16 protein-coding genes are annotated in these 16,844 nt (G+C 41.4%); 1 reads left to right on the top strand and 15 read right to left on the bottom strand.

Features of this window, described 5'->3' with window-relative positions; translation table 11 throughout:
• Nucleotide 1 precedes the first annotated feature (1 nt).
• The gene (locus IVG45_RS10530; protein WP_196437760.1) at nt 2-430 is read left to right on the top strand and encodes a YcgN family cysteine cluster protein; all 429 of its coding nucleotides are present in this window, start codon (nt 2-4) and stop codon (nt 428-430) included.
• Here IVG45_RS10530 and IVG45_RS10525 read toward each other — a convergent pair.
• The 15 genes from IVG45_RS10525 to IVG45_RS10455 all read right to left on the bottom strand — a co-directional run bounded on the left by IVG45_RS10525 (nt 411) and on the right by IVG45_RS10455 (nt 16,777).
• On the bottom strand, nt 411-2,480 hold the full coding sequence (locus tag IVG45_RS10525) for a sulfatase-like hydrolase/transferase (protein WP_196437759.1): 2,070 nt from the start codon (nt 2,478-2,480) through the stop codon (nt 411-413). The two genes, IVG45_RS10530 and IVG45_RS10525, sit on opposite strands and share 20 nt — an antisense overlap.
• Nucleotides 2,481-2,482: 2 nt before the next feature.
• A complete protein-coding gene (locus IVG45_RS10520) occupies nt 2,483-3,745 on the bottom strand; it encodes a putative O-glycosylation ligase, exosortase A system-associated (RefSeq protein WP_196437758.1) in 1,263 nt (420 codons plus the stop codon).
• Between the two features lie 18 nt (nt 3,746-3,763).
• Nucleotides 3,764-4,627, bottom strand: coding sequence for a sulfotransferase family protein (locus IVG45_RS10515; RefSeq protein WP_196437757.1), 864 nt, complete (start codon nt 4,625-4,627; stop codon nt 3,764-3,766).
• Nucleotides 4,627-5,613: a glycosyltransferase gene (locus IVG45_RS10510; RefSeq protein ID WP_196437756.1), complete on the bottom strand. Its 987-nt coding sequence runs from the start codon at nt 5,611-5,613 to the stop codon at nt 4,627-4,629. The genes IVG45_RS10515 and IVG45_RS10510 overlap by 1 nt, the downstream gene beginning before the upstream one ends.
• Nucleotides 5,592-6,506 (bottom strand): DUF6492 family protein, encoded by a 915-nt coding sequence (locus tag IVG45_RS10505; protein WP_196437755.1) that lies wholly within the window; start codon nt 6,504-6,506, stop codon nt 5,592-5,594. The genes IVG45_RS10510 and IVG45_RS10505 overlap by 22 nt, the downstream gene beginning before the upstream one ends.
• Before the next feature lie 15 nt (nt 6,507-6,521).
• Nucleotides 6,522-7,382, bottom strand: coding sequence for a glycosyltransferase family 2 protein (locus tag IVG45_RS10500; protein ID WP_230874845.1), 861 nt, complete (start codon nt 7,380-7,382; stop codon nt 6,522-6,524).
• Between the two features lie 74 nt (nt 7,383-7,456).
• Nucleotides 7,457-8,389, bottom strand: a complete 933-nt coding sequence (locus IVG45_RS10495) for a glycosyltransferase family 2 protein (protein WP_196437753.1) — start codon at nt 8,387-8,389, stop codon at nt 7,457-7,459.
• The gene (locus IVG45_RS10490) at nt 8,386-9,192 is read right to left on the bottom strand and encodes a polysaccharide deacetylase family protein (protein WP_196437752.1); all 807 of its coding nucleotides are present in this window, start codon (nt 9,190-9,192) and stop codon (nt 8,386-8,388) included. The genes IVG45_RS10495 and IVG45_RS10490 overlap by 4 nt, the downstream gene beginning before the upstream one ends.
• 149 nt (nt 9,193-9,341) lie before the next feature.
• A complete protein-coding gene (locus IVG45_RS10485; RefSeq protein WP_196437751.1) occupies nt 9,342-9,941 on the bottom strand; it encodes a tetratricopeptide repeat protein in 600 nt (199 codons plus the stop codon).
• Nucleotides 9,942-10,215: 274 nt separating this feature from the next.
• Nucleotides 10,216-11,247 (bottom strand): glycosyltransferase family 2 protein, encoded by a 1,032-nt coding sequence (locus IVG45_RS10480; protein WP_196437750.1) that lies wholly within the window; start codon nt 11,245-11,247, stop codon nt 10,216-10,218.
• Nucleotides 11,244-12,272: a glycosyltransferase gene (locus tag IVG45_RS10475; RefSeq protein WP_196437749.1), complete on the bottom strand. Its 1,029-nt coding sequence runs from the start codon at nt 12,270-12,272 to the stop codon at nt 11,244-11,246. The genes IVG45_RS10480 and IVG45_RS10475 overlap by 4 nt, the downstream gene beginning before the upstream one ends.
• Before the next feature lie 66 nt (nt 12,273-12,338).
• Entirely contained in the window at nt 12,339-13,523 is a 1,185-nt protein-coding gene (locus IVG45_RS10470; RefSeq protein ID WP_196437748.1) for a glycosyltransferase family 4 protein, read from the bottom strand.
• Between the two features lie 158 nt (nt 13,524-13,681).
• Nucleotides 13,682-14,668, bottom strand: coding sequence for a glycosyltransferase family 2 protein (locus tag IVG45_RS10465; RefSeq protein ID WP_196437747.1), 987 nt, complete (start codon nt 14,666-14,668; stop codon nt 13,682-13,684).
• A 99-nt stretch (nt 14,669-14,767) separates the two neighbouring features.
• Complete coding sequence (locus tag IVG45_RS10460) at nt 14,768-15,550, bottom strand: class I SAM-dependent methyltransferase (protein WP_196437746.1); 783 nt, start codon at nt 15,548-15,550, stop codon at nt 14,768-14,770.
• A 9-nt stretch (nt 15,551-15,559) separates the two neighbouring features.
• The gene (locus tag IVG45_RS10455; protein ID WP_230874832.1) at nt 15,560-16,777 is read right to left on the bottom strand and encodes an ABC transporter ATP-binding protein; all 1,218 of its coding nucleotides are present in this window, start codon (nt 16,775-16,777) and stop codon (nt 15,560-15,562) included.
• Nucleotides 16,778-16,844 lie beyond the last annotated feature (67 nt).

Below are 16,844 nucleotides of genomic sequence, written 5' to 3'. Positions count from 1 at the left end.
TATGAAATTCTGGGAAACAAAAACCCTGGCGCAAATGACCACCGACGAGTGGGAATCCTTATGCGATGGTTGCGGCAAATGCTGTTTAATCAAGCTGGAAGACGAAGATAGCGGCGAAATTGCCTTTACCAGCGTGGTCTGCGACCTGATCGACCTGGATTCCTGTCGCTGCAATCGCTACAACGAACGTTGCACCCTGGTGCCGGAATGTATCGATTTAAAACAGCATGATTTCGCCGAATATAAGTGGCTGCCCGCTACCTGTGCCTATCGCTTGCTGACCGATGGCAAGCCGTTACCCGACTGGCATCCGCTGAACTCCGGCACTATTGAGTCAGTGAAAGATGCGGGCGTTGCTATCAGTAGTTATGCGATCAAGGAATCGCAGGTGGACGATCTGGAAGATCACATCATTGAATGGTTGGACTGAATATCCATTCGTCCAGTTTAGGTCTGAGTTCGGCAACAATATCCGGGTACAGGTCAATCACATCGCGATAAGGATCATTTTTCAGATCGTATAATTGATAAACCGGGCCGTGGTAAGTCGGAATGTAGAGTAGTTTCCAACGGTCATTCTGGATGGAACGGTTCTTGGCTTCAATCACCGTTGGGTAATATTTTTCGTCTATGACCAAGGTGCCGGACTCGATATCCGGAATAGTCAGCAATTCGATAATGTCCGGGTAAGTAATCTGATCCGGATGTAGACCCGGTATTTTTCCCATCCATACACCGGTTTCTTGATAAGCGTACAAATTAGGGTTTGAATTATCCTTCAAATAAGGCAGCAAACTCACGCCATCGATATTTTTCGGTATCTCCATGCCCAATATATCCAGCATGGTTGGCATAAAGTCGATCGAACGGCAGACATGGCTGAATTTGACGTTTTCCGGTAGGCCGGGGCCACAAATAATCAGCGGTATCCGGCTACTGGGGTCGCTGCCAATCAGGGTATTACCTTGCCCCCAGCACTCGGTTTCGAAAAAATCCGTACCATGATCACTGTATAGCACGATGTAAGTGTTATCCCTCAAACCACATTTTTCGATATGGTCGATAATCTTACCGACTTCGTCGTCGAATTCTTTTACGCAGCTATCGTATAAATTAATAATCTGACTGAGATCATGCGTTTCCAGGCCGGACTCCTGGCTCTCGACAATACGCTCCGCGGTGCTGAGGTCGCCCATGATAAAGCGTGAATCGCCAGCATAATCCTTGGGTGTGAACAAGTTATAGTAAGGGTATTCGGAGCCGAAAGGTACGTGGGTGGATGATGTGAAAAGGTTGATCAGGAAGGGTTGGTCATTTTCAGTCAAACGGGTAATGGTGTCGCGGCACTCTAGGCCAAGGTGACTGGTCAAGGGAACGCCGGCCAGATAATATAATTCGGGTAAAAAGTGTTTGCCGAAACGATTGTGGGTAAATAGGGATAAAAAAAGCCGCAAATAGGCCGGTCCCTGTCTGAGTAAAAGTTTTAAATTCCACTGGTCTTCGGGTACAGACATATGTTTAAAGCCAAAATTGATTTTTTTAAAATCAGCTCCGGCCCAGTCGGAAATAGCGGCAGTCAAGTAACCCTGCTTGTTCAAAATTCGTATTAAGTTATCTTGTGGTAACTCTGTCTGAGCGGAATCAGGGTAATTGTCCCTGATTTGGTGATTGTGTGGCCATAAAGATGCAAGAAAGGACGTCAAGCTTGGCGCGGTGCGGGCCAAGGGAGTAATACAGTTTTCGAACAGAACACCCCGAGTGCAGAGTTTGTCAATATTGGGTGTTAATTTTCTATGGTAAGCATATTCTCCAATCTTATCAATCCGAAGAGTATCAACGCCGATCATGACAATATTGAATTTATTTGAACCTGATTGGGTAACGGGAAGCCTGTCGCTCCGATACTTGTTCCAGGTGATCACAAACGTATAAAGGCCGGTAAATACTATAAAATAATAAGTCAATAAATTATTATTTCCCAAATAAGAATAATAAGCCGAGACTATTGATGATGGCAGAGTGATGGCTATGAGCAAGGATTTGAATAATAACAGACGGTTAGGTGTTAGCCTGCGCCATAATGGTAATAGTCTGGAAAAACGAAATTGGCAAGAAAGTTGTAAAGAAGCAGGAATATATAAAAGGTGATCAGATGCCGCATAGGCAGATGATAGGGCAATAGCGGTTAATGAAGCGAAAATGCTGTTCGATAGCGTCAATGGTTCAGAATGTGCAAATTTTGCCGCGGCAAATAAAACAATGGGGCCGGGTAGCGCAAGAAAAAAAAATATGATTAAGGACCAAGCCGAAAGTCGAAGAAAAGCCAAAATCGCGTATAAGCGGAAATTATTTTCAATAGCATGTTTGATCTTTGGTCCCGTCCGGCTGTAACTGCTCAGTGCGATTGTTGCTAATGCCAGAGTCAGTAAACATGAAATTACCAACGGGGTAAATATCAAGAAATAAAAAATGTCGGCCATGTTTAATACAAGTGCCTAAGATGCTTGTTCCGGGAATCGAATTGGTTTTTCAACAAAATATCGAGTTCTTCCAGCGCGAATTTTTTAGTCAAGGCGGCAATAAAGATTAAGTGATAAAGCAAATCCCAATAAGAAACGCCAAGAAATGCCGCGCCTATCATATAGGCAATAAGCGAGGCTTTGAGGGATATAGAATAGGTATTAACCCATTTAAGCTCGGGATAGTTTCTTGTCATGCTTTGTAAGCGTGTAAGACTGAGTAAGCTGCCTAAAATCATTGAAAGCCAAATGCCGAAAGCGATAAAACCATGTTCCGAGAATATTTCGACATATGCGCTATGCCAATCGCGCATGGATACCATGCGCCAACCTTCAAATCCGGCACCGACGAACGGATGATCAAGCGCATAATTCCAACCATCTCGCCACACTTCCAGTCGGCCGAGCGCGGATTTATCCTCTTCGTATGTTTCGATGGTTTGCATACGGTTAAACCATTTCTCGGGAAGATAAGGCAAGGAAAAAATCACACCACCGACAACGGCGGGGGCGAGTAAAAATTTACGTTTGCTATGCCATATCAGATAAGTGCTGCTGCCAATAAGCGCTAATAGCGCGCCCCGAGACCAGGATGAAATAGCTGAAGCAACGCAAACCGGAATGGCCACTAATAAAAAAAGCTTAATTGAATTGTTTTGGGTTTCGTTGCGGAAAAGTATCAGTAAAGGGATGGCAATAATTGTCATCAAGGCAAACTCGTTATTGCCAAAATATTGAGTACCGCTTGGACCCCAAACCCGATAACTGAATCCGGTAGCAAGTGCAAATAGTCCGCCTTTGAATGCAATTATGCCAATTGAGCAGGCAATAGTAATGATCAGGTAATAAAGTTTTTCCTTGGTATTAATTAGAGCCAATGTAAAAAAGAATGGTATATATATTTTAGTAACTTCAATCAACTTTGGGATGGCGGCAAATTGAACCCAGGCGAATACGGTAGTTATGCAAAAATAAAACCATAGAAATAAGAATGACTTTACCCGCCAGTCGAAAAATATCGGTTGTTTGTCTTTTGTTTTTAAATATGAAAAGCAAACGACAAGAAAAAGAGTGTAATAAACCGGCAGGCTACGAACAAAACCCCATGCATAAGAATGTGGGTTCATGTAGCCAAAAATAGATAGCGCTAAGACACCCAACCAGGCTTTTCTTATAGAAATTACAATAAGAAATATTAAAAAGAGTAAAACAGTTATGTCACGCATGAAGATGTATGGTTTTCTTTACTCTATTGGATAATTCATCAGTTGCATTGAGTTGGAACAGATTGACTCGAATATTTTTTTTTGCTCTTCCGGCCAATTTGAAAAAGGGCTTTGTCGCTGTTTTAGTTGGGTAATTGCATCCTGCTGTTTTTGGTCAGGTTCGTCGAGAGGGTGAATAAGATTTGTCGAAACGAAATCGATACAGTCTGGATTAAGTTGTAAGTCAAGGAAATCAAAAATTCCATTAAAGAATGTTTTGGGGTCGTGGACTAATTGTTCGTGGCGAAGACATAGCGCATTGGGCCATTGATGTAGATAGTGATATTTTTCAACTGAATCACTCCAAATATGGCACTGTTTAGAAAAATCATTTTGTTTGAAGCCATGAAATTTTGTCATGCTGTGAACAACTTCGATGCCGTTGCGAACAATATAAATAAATTTGGCGTTGGGATATACTTTCGCAAGCCCGTGTGCTACTGATTCAGGGGGAAATGTTTTTGCGCACCAATGTTTTTTTAGGGTGATTTTTTTTGTTCTTAAGATAGACTTGGCAAATTCTTTTAGAGCGTAATTTTCCCCTCCCGAGCTTTCGATACCAAACTTGGCGAGAGAGTTGTAAAAATAATTTACGCTTATTTTTAGCGAAGAAAGATAATATTGTTGATTTTCGCTACTCAGTAAACTACCGCTCCCGCCGATTGTCGTCAAAAAAGGGGCTTCACCTGGAAATGCAATTATCTTGTCATGCTTGCCTAAAGCCTGCAATAGAACGCTGGTCCCCGATCTTCCCGAACCGACGATAAATATAGGATTATCAATACAATGTTTCGAGAGAAAGTAGCCAATAGTGTTTTTTATGCATTGTTCTATCATATGCATTAGTTCTCTAAATTTAGATAGTTATCAAGTTTGTTTTTAAAGACGGGGTTTTTCTTGTATTCGAAATAACCATATAAAAAACCGAGATTTGTCGATAAATTTCTTAGGTATGTAATCAGCGGAACATACAATTCCCTACGCCAGCCATGATCGATTTTTCGGACTTTTGTCAGTGATGGTTTTGCAATTTGTTGGTATAGATAGAAGCCTATTGCGATGGATGCTAACCAAAAAATTGGATAAAACAAACTTAATATGATGCTCGCTATTAAACAGGCGTGATTTCTTAGCCAATACAGAGTTCCATTAATGCTGCCCCAGTTGATACGGCCGTTTCCTTTTCCATATAAAAAAAACATTTTTGCAATTTTCTTTAGGCTGTCACGCGGCTTCCAAAATATGATTGCATCTTCAGCGTGGGCGACATTAAAACCCTGTTTTCGCGCCGCTAGGGCAAATAAAGAATCTTCGGCGGTATAAAGCCATTCAGGATAACCATTGACTTTTTCCCATAACAGGCGTCTGAATGCGCTACAGCGCCCATAAAATAAATTCGCTTGTTCGTCGGTTGTGTGGTCCGGTAAAGAGAGTAAGCCGCAATAATATTCGACGTATGTTTCAGTTTCAGGAATTATCTTACCCGATACGGCATGGATTTGAAGGTCGTCTAATAATGGCTTAGTAATTTTGAAAAGCCAATCGGTATCCGGCCGGCATCCCGCATCCGTGACGGCAATGATGTCGCTCGTGGTATTTCGGATAGCAATATTCCTTCCCTCCGCGATATTACAGCTTTTTGTGATGAGTTTGACTTTTCCTTTATGTTCGTATTCTTGTAATATCTCGTTCGTTCCGTCATGACTGTCGCCATCGACGATAATGATTTCATCGGCTGGTTTGGATTGAGTTAATAACGACTCAACGAACACAGCAATCGAGTCCGCCTCATTCCGCACCGTTGCTATTACTGAGATTCTAGGTTGCATGGTTCTTCTGAGCCTGACTTGTTTAAAAATGAATAAAAATGTTTCTTATACTGTTCAACGGAAATATCTAGATTTGATTGTATGACAATACAAACCTTGTCGGCACCATAGCTGGTTTTCCGATTGATGAAGTCAATAAAATCCTCATAAGACCAGATACCTTGATGCAGAGGGGTTGCAATTATCTTGCAGTTCTTAAATTTAGCAATTTCATCAATGTATACTCCGTAAATACTATATTCTGAAATAGTATTTGCTTCAAACAGCGTATATTGCCAATGGCAGTCATTCTTTTTCTCTAAATATGATTGAAGGTTTTTAACCCAATCTTTATAGAATATAGCCGGCCACGACATATAATTAAATTCAGCCGTACCTGTTTCCAATCCGAGTATTTCTTTGGATCTCTGTATGTGTTTTTCGTGTATTAGTCTCTGATCCGTTGATTGGCGGCGCATCAAAATTCTTTCATCGGGCGATTGACTGACTATCTCATGGATTGAGAAGGGCCTGATAAAAAATACATCGGAATCGATGATAAAAGCGGCATCCTCGTCGATAATATCGGGAAGGCTCAATTTGACGATTTGCTGAATAATCCAGCCGGGTCTTCCCGATTGGGTATGTAAGCGCCATGACTGCTGAGGTGCTATTCTATTCAGCAAGCGGTATAAGAATGTTGAGTAAAAATAATCGGCAACATAATCGTTTTGTTTGAGGATTATGACATTCTTATCCAAACTGAATTTATCTCTGAATGTTTGATAATCCTGTTTGGGAACGATCAAATAGTGGGGTAATGATTCTTTAACAAAGTGACGGATGGATTCCCTTAATAAATATACTCGCTCAATGTCGCCAATATAGGATGGCGTAAAAAAACAATAATCCATTCATGTTTCTCCGATTTAATGGGCGGATTTCCATCTGGAGAAACAGCCATACATCAGGCCTAAGGCATGGGTAAAGTTCATGGTTTGACGCATATAGGGTTTGCTTTTAAGCAACAGCGTCAAGCTTAGGTAGAATTGTTTAAAGGTTTGAATGAATAAATAAAAAGGAATACCGAATATGCCTTGTTTATATTCTAGCGTTTCGTAAAAAGCCGTGCGGTAACCCGATAAAAAATGCAACTTAAGGAAGTAGCGTCTATGCAATCGCCATGGCTCGACTGAGTGCAAAACAGCCATGTTTGAACAGTAACGCAGTTTAAAACCTTTATTGACTAACGACTTGAACAACATTAGGTCCGAGCCGCCGCCTATAACATTGCCTATTCTATCGTAGCGCTTATCGAATCTGATCTCGGGGTTATTTGTAAAGATGTCCATGTTGTAAGCGACATTAGCCGTCCAGATTGGGGTTTTTTCATCCTTAATCCAAAAATCTTGATCACCATGGTTTACTTCGGCTAAAAAGCCTAATAAGTCATCGCTCAACCAGTCGGGTCTTTTTTGGTCGGAAAAGTCGACAATGACACGGCCTCCGACACAATCCGCGCCATCGTGCAGGATAGATTGGCAGGCGCCTTCCAGTAATCCGGGCAAAGGAATTTCATCGTCATCGATAAAAATCAAAATATCGGAGCCCATAGCTTCATCGATCGCTCTGTTCCTGGCGGCAACGATGCCTTGAACGGTCTCGGTCACGAATCGCAATGGTGCGCCGGATTGAATTGCCAGTCGTTGGAGTTCTTCAAGCGTGTTATCTTGACTATTGTTATTAATCGCTAGAATTTCAAACGGAAAAGAGCAAGTTTGAGCACGCATTGCCGTGATTAATTTTTCTAAACGAGCCGCCCGGTTGTAGGTGCAAAAAGCAAACGTGATTTTAATTTTATGAGTCATCGGCTAAGCAGTTGTATTAACGAACGATGGATAGCAAAAGGCAATAAAGCCGGTAGCATATAAAACCAATCCTTGATGGAGCCATAACCTTGCCGCATAACCGTTCTAAAAATAGCTCGAGCGGCTTTAAGGTCACGTTTCCAATAGCACTCAAAACCACGATGCAATAACTCGCCATGCATCAGGTGCCTGAGATGCTGTCGGCCTAGTATAGATATTATTTCAGGATGACGTTGAAGAAAGTTTTGCTGCGCATACCAATGATTTAACGCAGCCTGTTCTTTATTTTGAGTCGCTTGTGGTCCGCCATGGAAATGATAAAAGGCTAGTACCTCGGGAACCCGAATGATTTTGTGTTGGGAGCCGATTTTTAGCCATAACAAAAAATCCTCCGAAGTGATCAAGCTTTCATCGAACATTCCCGCGTCGATGATTGCATTTTTGCGGGTGAGGCATGCATGAATCGGCCAACAACAATGTTCGAATAGAGAGGTTAATTTGTGCTCGTTTTCATAATCGGGCGGTATGTAAGGTTTTCCCGCTGCTCCGGGCAGGCCAACGTTTTGCCAGCCACAATAGGCCAACAGGGCGGATGGGTCACTTATTAAGCCTTGGTAGAGCATAGACAGACAATCCGGATGCCAGGTATCGTCGGCGTCCAGAAACGCGATCAAATCACCTTTCGCGGCCAATATCCCCCGGTTACGGCTTTTACAAACACCTTGATTTGCTTGATCTAAAACACTCAGCCTGGGATCGTTTATGGACTGGAGAATTTGTAAACTGCTATCCGTTGAGCCGTCGTTTATAACGATCAATTCCAAACAGGGATAAGTCTGATCGAACACGCTCTCAATGCCCTGTAAAAGATGGCGTTCAGCATTAAAGCAGGGCATGATTACCGAAATCAAAGGGTAGGCGTTGCTCATAAGGTTTTCATCCGATCTTTTAAGCGCTCATACACATAAGCGCCTAAGTGGGGCCAACTCACATCGTTATCGGCAAAAGCCAGCTTGCGAGCGAATATGGATAATGAATCGCCAGCCATAATTGAAATGCGCCTAACCTGCATCAAATCGTCGTTAACCAATCCAAAGCCGGAATGAGTGGTAAAGGCAATCCGATAGCCCGCCGATCGTGCGGCGCTAACCACTGAAGCATTATATTGACCGTAAGGATAGGCCAGGCTGATCACCGGGGTATTCAATAATGTTTCGATAGCCGTTTTCGATTCACGGAGTTCCCGATCGATTTGCTCGGCGCCGAGTTGGGTGAGCCGGCTGTGAGAATGGGTGTGGGAGCCGATTTCCATGCCGGCGGCATGCATTTCAGATAGTTGCGATGCAGCCAGTAACGGGTAGGATGGGGTATTGTCATCAATCCATGAGGACATTTGGCCTATATCTCGAGTGGCCACAAACCAACTGGCTTTCATGTTCCGTTTGGCTAATTCTTGAAAGGCTATGAAATTGTTGGCGTAGCCGTCATCGAAGGTAATTAAAACTGCTTTGTCGGGTAGGTTGGTAATTCCGGAGCTTAAGCTGTCGGAGCCAATGGTTGTCCAGTTTTGATCGTTTAACAGGTCAAGCTGATTTTTGAACTGTTGCAAGGAAACCGCATAAGGCCAGGTCGGCTTAATATTATTATCTTCAATAGCATGATACATCAAAACAATTAGGCCGTTTTGACCGATATTAAGCATGAAACGCCTGGACAATGGATCGATTAGCATGATTTTTAATTGTTGGTGTATATATAAGGCGATTTTGAAAATATTTTATTCATAGCCAATGCAATATTCTCTCGTTCGCTGAGCAGCGTCGAAGCGAATATTTGGCTTAGTTACCGCTCGGCGAACGGTTGATTTCTTGGGCCGAAAATTTATTTACCAATCTTTTGTAGTTTCTTCATTAATATTTTGGAGTCGGGGGAGTGTTTTAGCCCTTCCTGCAATATATCGCGCGCCTCATTCTGCTTTCCTTGCTTAATATAATAATCCGCTAAAAGCCTATAGGGCTTGGGAAATCTTTTATTTCGTTCAATGGCCATATTCAAGGAGTCTACGGCATCGTTAGGATGGCCAAGTTCGAAAAGTGCCTCGGCCTTTGTGGTATAGATATGTGAAAACAAAACAAAAGAGGGTTCCGCCTTATCTTCCATGTATTGAATGTTGGTCATCACTTCCCGAAGTTTGCTTAAGCGGGTTTCTTTTTGTTTTTTATTGATCCCAGCGATTTCTTGCGCCAATCTCAAGGAATGAAGCGCCGCGCAATAATGGTGTAAGTGCGCGAAACCGGAGCCCAGCTTTTTTGACCACTTGTTGGGATCACCCGGCGGAGCCCAATGGGGTCGCATTTGAGCTAAGCAGTATGGCGGCAGCATGGTGAAATGGAGCTTTGTTTGCGGAAAGTCCGCAAATGAAGCCGGGTGAACTAGCAATAAACAAATTAATGAAAAATAAGCGGAATATCTTTTTGGCATCTTAAAAAATCCTCGAAAATCAGCGGGATGATTTTCTTGCGTCAGTCATTGATTGGTTGAGTACAGGTAATTATTTAGCAAGCTTCATGGTAGGTCGGATATATTCCGCAGTCTCTCTCGGCGTATGTACAAGGGCGTGTAAACTCGATCCCATATCTCATTCAAGTCAATCGATACTGAATAAATAAAAAACAAAAAATAAGTTCCCGCTATTCGAATGTCCTGTAGGGGCGAATTCAGGGAGTTATTTCCAACCAAATCCATATATTAAAAATTAGCCTTCCTGTTTGGGTTTGGCTAAATTCCTGACTTCATCCGGACAATCCCCGAAATGGCGTAGTATATAATCGCGCAGCCCCAGATAATTGGCTCTTGAAATCGGATGAGCCGAGTGTCCGGTTATTCTATTGATGAGGCCTTTAGCTGCCCAATAAACATTTTTTATTTTTCCCGTAAGGTTTGGGCTGGCATGGATGGATAACGATAAAGCATAGCTAGCCGATTTTTTTAAAAGTTTGAGATAAGACATTTTATCTAAATAGCGCTCGGCCCATAACAGCGCATTTCTCATGTAAAAATAGTGCTGTAACGGCGATCCGGAACCCATGGTAGAAGACACCTTATGCCATAATTGGGCTTGTGGTACACAATAGCAACGATATCCAAACTTCTTTGCGCGGTAACACCAATCGGTTTCTTCAAAAGTCAGGAAAAAGCGGGCGTCGAATAAGCCAATTTGCTGGAAAATCCTACTTGAAGCAAACAGGGCCGAGCCGACCACATAGTCGCATTCCGAAATCATAGTAAAGTTATCGCCGTGATCGATCTGGCCTTCGCCTCTATGGGTAAAACTTAATTGGTCGGCTAACCAGATGGTGCCGGCCCACCATATTGCCTTAGGTTGATCATGGTAGTAGGTAAGCGGGCCTAGCACGCTATCCGGATATTTAGCAGCGGTTTCAACCAACGATCCGATCATATTTTGTTGGACAATCGTGTCATTATTTAGCACCAAAATATAATCCGGATTACCTTCCAGCGCATAACGTAGGCCGACATTATTGCCTTCGGCATAGCCTAGGTTTTGGCCGGTTTCTATCAGGATAATATTTGAAAAACTGTTTTTTATGCGTTCGACTGAACCATCGCTGGAACCGTTATCCACAACGATGATACGAAAATTACGGTATTGCGATTTTTCGATAGAGCCAATACAGTCAATCGTATCATCGGCGCCATTCCAGTTTAATATGATAATGTCGACACTAGAAGTAGTGGTTTTGAGTTGTGAAAGTTCGTTTTTCATTTCAAACGCCAGGTCAAATTTTGTTCAAGCCATCTTAGATAAGGGAAAAAACGTTTTTTATGACGTATTTGTTTAACCAGTCTAGGATAGTTGGATAGATTTTCAATAATTTGAGACAGGACTTCTTGAAAATTAGCCTGGCCTTGATGGTCCTTGGTATATAGCGACATAAACATCCAATCCATATATTTATTTAGTTCAATATCAACTTTAAATGGCGGATTTTGATTTAATGCAAACCGGCGAAACCCGGCATAAAGTTTTGAATTGGCATACTCGTGTAAAAGTAAAAGTTTGTCGCCCATTTCCGTTATCTCTTTTTTATTGCGTTTATTGCTCGAAGTAGTCGAATCGGGATGGAGTCGAAAAAAGGCTAGTGGGTCATGGACTAAGGCAATACCGGTATGATGGCCGACACGTATCCAATACTCATAATCGCAGCGCTGTTTTAAATCCGGATTGAAAAATCCGAAACGCTCGAAGCAATCCTTACGCAGCAATACCGAGGTTGGTTCGCCAAAAAGATTGAGAGCCATATAATGGGTGGCGGTGGTCGAGACGTCGTCAGGCGCGATATATCCGGTTTCGCCAAATACGCTTTCCCATGAAGGTAGGGTTTGTAGGAATTTTAAAATTTCCGGATCACAATCGTCCGTGTAAATCAGTTCGCGCTTACAAAATACGATAGGGCAATTACTTTCTTCACCTGCCGTGGCAAGTTGGGTCAGGCAGTCCGGAGCCAATAAGTCGTCCTGGAATACGAATTTTATCCAGTTTCCCCTAGCCAACTCCACGCATTTGTTCCAGTTTTCAACCAAGCCTAAGTTTTTATCATTTTGATAAAAACATATTCGGTTATCCTTATCCGAATACGTTTTAGCTATTTCAAGCGTATTGTCGGTAGACTGGTCGTCGATAATGATGACTTCAAAATCACTGTAGGTTTGATTTAATACACTGGTTAATGTTTCTTCCAAATATTGTCCGCCGTTATAGGTCGGGATGCAGATGCTAATATTTGGCATAATGGATATGGTATTGGGTAAGATAAAAGTTTTAATGGGTTTTTAATCGATCAATTAAGAGTTTTGTTATTGACTGTTTGGGTGTGTTTGTGAAACAGTTTCAATGATTACCTTTTCAATGTTTTGTATATACTGATCCATGCTAAACAGTTTTTGCGCGCGTAAACGGCCTTTTTCTCCCATTGCTTGGGCTTGATTGGGGTGTTCAAGTAAGTATGTAACCTTGTTCGCTATTGCTTGAGCATCCTTAACCGGGACGAGAAATCCTGTTTCGCCATCAACAATAATTTCTTCTGGTCCTCCGCACCGAGTGGCAACAACGGGTTTACCGGCGGCCATGGCTTCTATGACTACACGTGGCAGTCCTTCAGAATTAGATGCAAGAATTACAATATTTAATTCATTGATAATCTGTGGAATATCTTGTCGTTGCCCTAGCAGATGAAAATGCTGGCGAAATGGAGATTTGGCAACTTTATTTTGTATGACTGCTGTGTACTCTTTAGAACCGGAGCCAACTAAAACAAATGCTAAGTCTTTATTCAATGTTGTAGCCAGCACTTTTTCGGCGGAGTCTATGAACGTAATTACTCCTTTGATGGGTATTATTGAACCAATTTGGCCAACAATGTGAGTCGATGTGGATAAACCAAGCTCAGTTTTAATGCGATCATTGGTCTTATATTTGAATTTTTTTAAATCAATTCCATTGAAAATTGTGTGAACTTTAATGGTGGGATTTGTAAGTATATGAGCAAGAGCATTGGATGGTGCGATAAAGTTTTTACAAAAAAAATTGGCAATTTTATAAGTCAATTGTGTCGGTAGATAGGACTTAATACTGTGGTTTCCGATAAGGTTTTCATGGATGTGCCAGATATGAGGCACTTCCATGCGCCATGCTGCTATTGCGCCGTCTATGCAGGTAAGCGAGTTCGTATAGACTAAGTCGATATTATGCTCTTTGATCTTTGATTGAATAGACCAAATTCGGCTACGTAATCCTACTATGAAGTTGAAAAAGTGCTTAATCCCCCACTTATCAATTGGGGCAATCCATTGATCTGTAAACGAAACAAAATAAGGTATATTAATTTTGTCCAGTTCTGCAGTTAAATGATCGCGATAGGGTGTGTTGACGTAAACCTTAATCTTTTCATCGTTTATGTGTGCTATGAGGTCAAATAAACATTGTTCAGCCCCTCCACTACCGCTAGCATGTGAAATGAATAATATATTTAGTTTATTCATGCTTAAGTCATGATGTTTGTTATGCTAAAACTGTTGGGTAGTTGAATTACTGTTTCTGTGCAATACTTCTTGAGTTAAATGATGTCTATTATAAAAGCAAATTTTGTGTGTTGTTGTGGTATTGTTTTTCGTTCATTATTTAGGGAAAATTGAGGTTTTTAATTTAGGCGTTTTAAATACCAGCGTATTTTATTGGCTAGTGATGACCGTAATATACAAAAGTATATTTCTTTGTATATTTCAGCGCTAAGAGGAGCTGCTAATAAAGCTGGAAAAATTAAGCTGTCAGCGCTTTTATGTTGTCTCAATTGACGATAGAGCTTAATCCAAAATAAAAAGTCAGAGCCTAATGTGCCATTTTTGGCAAATAACTTATCAAAGAAACTAACACGAGGTTCGATAGCTCCGGTGGGGAGATTGCCATTCAAAAATTGGCGTCTATATGTGTTTAATCTTGCTATATTAGCTAATCGGCGTTGTGATGCAAGTTTTGTTTGTGATACTTGGTTTGAATGGATTCTATATTTTACAAGAGGCTTATTAATATTGGTTAGTTTGTAATGTTCACAAAGACGTAAAAAAAGTTCATAATCTTGGGCTTGCGGATATTCTAAATTATACCCGCCGATGTCAACTAATATATTTTTTCTAAACATGGCACTCGAGTGAATAAAACAATTGGTTTGAAATATTCTAGTGCTGATATCATCGCTATCTGTAATTACTTCACATAATATTTCATTTTTTTCAAAATTATCAATGTAATAGGCTGAAGTTCCTACGGCAACAATATCAGGATGTTGATCGAGAAATTCAACTTGTCGAGATATTCTTTCTGGCATCGCTATATCGTCGGCATCTAGTACAGCAAGAAATTCTCCTTTTGCTAGCTCAATTCCAAGGTTTCTGGTGTATGGTCGGCCCATATTTGTGTTGTTTCTGACAACTCTTATCCGATTATCACCAAATTCCTCTATGATTTTTACTGAATTATCAGTAGAACCATCGTCCACTATTAATACTTCAAAATCTTCATAGGTTTGATTTAATGCACTTGAAATTGTTTCGTAGATAAAGTCTGCTGCATTGTAAACTGGTATGAAAATAGTTACGCGTGGTGATGGTGTTGATACAAATGAATTCATTTAATATTGTTTATTTGAATTTTTTCAAAAACATGATCAATTTATAATTATTGGGCGTTGGTAATGGTCTTGGCGAGGCCGATTGCAAAATATAAATAATTATGCCTGATTGCTTTGTCTGTTCAGTATTGCCAATCCATGTCCTTCGGGTATTAATGTCAGTTCAAATTCTCGAAATTGCTCCATCCATTTTTTGATTATGGCTTTCTCATCATTGCGGTTTGCATCATCTAGTATCACAACACAATTTTGGCTCAAATGTTCATGTAATACCGGCAGGGCAGGGTATCGTGCTAATTGATGAGTGCTCTCCGGTGGGCCATCAATAATCAATAAATCGATTTTTCGGTCACCAACAACATTTTGAACGCCTTGGTACCAAGGTCCATCGTGATGGTCAATTTTGCCTAGAGGGCATTCATTAAACTCTATCCCACTATCGACCCCATTTTGTTTTGCGAGTAGTCTTGTTAATTCTAGGTAACGTTTTTCATGATCTATAACAATATGTTCGGGAGTATAACCTAGTTTTTGTGTGCATTTTGCAATGAGTAAACTTGATGAGCCGGATCCCAGTTCTACAATAACTTGAGGGCGTTGCTCTAATAAATGTTGTGTTAAAAACTTTCCGAGATAGCTATCGATGCTCCAGCCGCCAAAAAATACTGGGTATTCGAAGTTTATTGGTGATAAACATAGTGTATTTTGAATCTCTGAGCTAGTTTCCTTTAGTTTTTTTATTTCGGTACTATTTTTCAGAAAACTAAAATCAATTTTTTCAAATCTCCGGTCAGTATCTTGAAATCTGGCTCGTAGCTTTAGACCAATAAAGATTTGTGTAAAAAAAATACAGAGTACTAACAGCAGTATTGTTAAAAGCATGGATATTGCCTATTGGATAGTTTCGTCAAGATTAAATTCGTTTTGTGATGCACTAGGGGTCGGATCGAATCTCCATTGGGTTGGAATATAGACGATACCTAATGACGGAAGTTTGGATTTGGGAATATTGCCGGCATGAACTGTAAATGTGGTTAACATTTCGCCATAGAATAATTCACGCGGTACACTGTTCAGTATACCGAGTCTTAGAGCGTAAACTCCGGGCATAAGCGGCAAGCTTGGAATATGGCATTCGACTACATTTCGACCTTTCACAATATCCGGGCGCTCAGCAATATGGCCGTCGCCCATGGATGCAATATAGAAAAAATCGGTTGTATGGAACCCGAATATTATTTCCGGAGTTTTAACATCGCAGTTGGAGGTGAAAGTGCAACGAATTGTTAATGGTTCTCCCATGGGGATTTCCGTAATTAATTGCCCTTCCTGGTTATGTAATGTCAGCGTGTCTAATTCAATTTCGCCGGTTTTACGGATGTGTCTGTTATCTGCATGAGTTTTGGCGAGTTGCTCCGCGATTTTGGTATTGCTTGTTTGATAAAAGTTTTCGCATACCGCTGTTTTATCGCCATCCATTGCGACCTTTCCGTGATCGAGCATTATGGCTCTGCTGCAAAGTCGTTCTATTTGTCGAATATTATGGCTGACAATCAGTACCGTAGAATTCTGTCTTTTGATCAGTTCTTCCATCCGATCAAAGCATTTCCGTTGAAATGCCAAGTCGCCCACGGCCAGCACTTCATCAATAATCAAGATATCCGCATCCATGCTGGTGGCTATTGAAAAGCCCAGTTTCACCGTCATGCCGGAACTGTAGCGTTTTACCGGCGTATCGATAAACTGTTCCAATTCCGAAAACTCGATGATTTCATCGAGTTTTTGCCGAATAACTTTTTTAGGAATGCCGAGAATGGCACCGTTCAGAAAAATATTTTCCCGTCCGGTCAATTCCGGGTTGACGCCGGCACCGACTTCGATCAACGGGGCGACGCTGCCGCGGACGATGACTTCGCCTTTGGTCGGTTTGCTGATATAGGCCAAGTGCTTCAACAGGGTGCTTTTGCCGGCGCCATTGTGGCCGATGATACCGACTACTTCGCCTTCTTTAATATGAAAGCTGACATCGTCTAATGCTTTGAATTGTTCGCGCTCTTGGGTGGGTTGGAAGGTCAGGCGTTTTAAGGTGTTGAGCGCGGTTTTTTTCAAGCTGGTCAGGTGGCCCAGTTGATATTCCTTGGTGAGATGATTGACTTCAATGATCGCCATATTCTGT

The organism is Methylomonas sp. LL1 (assembly GCF_015711015.1).
In the GTDB taxonomy this organism is placed as follows: Bacteria; Pseudomonadota; Gammaproteobacteria; order Methylococcales; family Methylomonadaceae; genus Methylomonas.
The sequence above is the reverse complement of the archived record's forward strand: the minus strand, read 5'-3'. Positions and strand labels throughout refer to the sequence as shown.

Excerpts from the sequence above, each read along its gene's own strand:
- IVG45_RS10485 (WP_196437751.1), bottom strand. The coding sequence starts at position 9,941 with ATGCCAAAAAGATATTCCGCTTATTTTTCATTAATTTGTTTATTGCTA.
- IVG45_RS10530 (WP_196437760.1), top strand. The coding sequence starts at position 2 with ATGAAATTCTGGGAAACAAAAACCCTGGCGCAAATGACCACCGACGAG.
- IVG45_RS10465 (WP_196437747.1), bottom strand. The coding sequence starts at position 14,668 with ATGAATTCATTTGTATCAACACCATCACCACGCGTAACTATTTTCATA.
- IVG45_RS10460 (WP_196437746.1), bottom strand. The coding sequence starts at position 15,550 with ATGCTTTTAACAATACTGCTGTTAGTACTCTGTATTTTTTTTACACAA.
- IVG45_RS10525 (WP_196437759.1), bottom strand. The coding sequence starts at position 2,480 with ATGGCCGACATTTTTTATTTCTTGATATTTACCCCGTTGGTAATTTCA.
- IVG45_RS10490 (WP_196437752.1), bottom strand. The coding sequence starts at position 9,192 with ATGCTAATCGATCCATTGTCCAGGCGTTTCATGCTTAATATCGGTCAA.
- IVG45_RS10470 (WP_196437748.1), bottom strand. The coding sequence starts at position 13,523 with ATGAATAAACTAAATATATTATTCATTTCACATGCTAGCGGTAGTGGA.
- IVG45_RS10515 (WP_196437757.1), bottom strand. The coding sequence starts at position 4,627 with ATGCATATGATAGAACAATGCATAAAAAACACTATTGGCTACTTTCTC.
- IVG45_RS10510 (WP_196437756.1), bottom strand. The coding sequence starts at position 5,613 with ATGCAACCTAGAATCTCAGTAATAGCAACGGTGCGGAATGAGGCGGAC.
- IVG45_RS10475 (WP_196437749.1), bottom strand. The coding sequence starts at position 12,272 with ATGCCAAATATTAGCATCTGCATCCCGACCTATAACGGCGGACAATAT.
- IVG45_RS10500 (WP_230874845.1), bottom strand. The coding sequence starts at position 7,382 with ATGCGTGCTCAAACTTGCTCTTTTCCGTTTGAAATTCTAGCGATTAAT.
- IVG45_RS10505 (WP_196437755.1), bottom strand. The coding sequence starts at position 6,506 with ATGGATTATTGTTTTTTTACGCCATCCTATATTGGCGACATTGAGCGA.
- IVG45_RS10520 (WP_196437758.1), bottom strand. The coding sequence starts at position 3,745 with ATGCGTGACATAACTGTTTTACTCTTTTTAATATTTCTTATTGTAATT.
- IVG45_RS10495 (WP_196437753.1), bottom strand. The coding sequence starts at position 8,389 with ATGAGCAACGCCTACCCTTTGATTTCGGTAATCATGCCCTGCTTTAAT.
- IVG45_RS10480 (WP_196437750.1), bottom strand. The coding sequence starts at position 11,247 with ATGAAAAACGAACTTTCACAACTCAAAACCACTACTTCTAGTGTCGAC.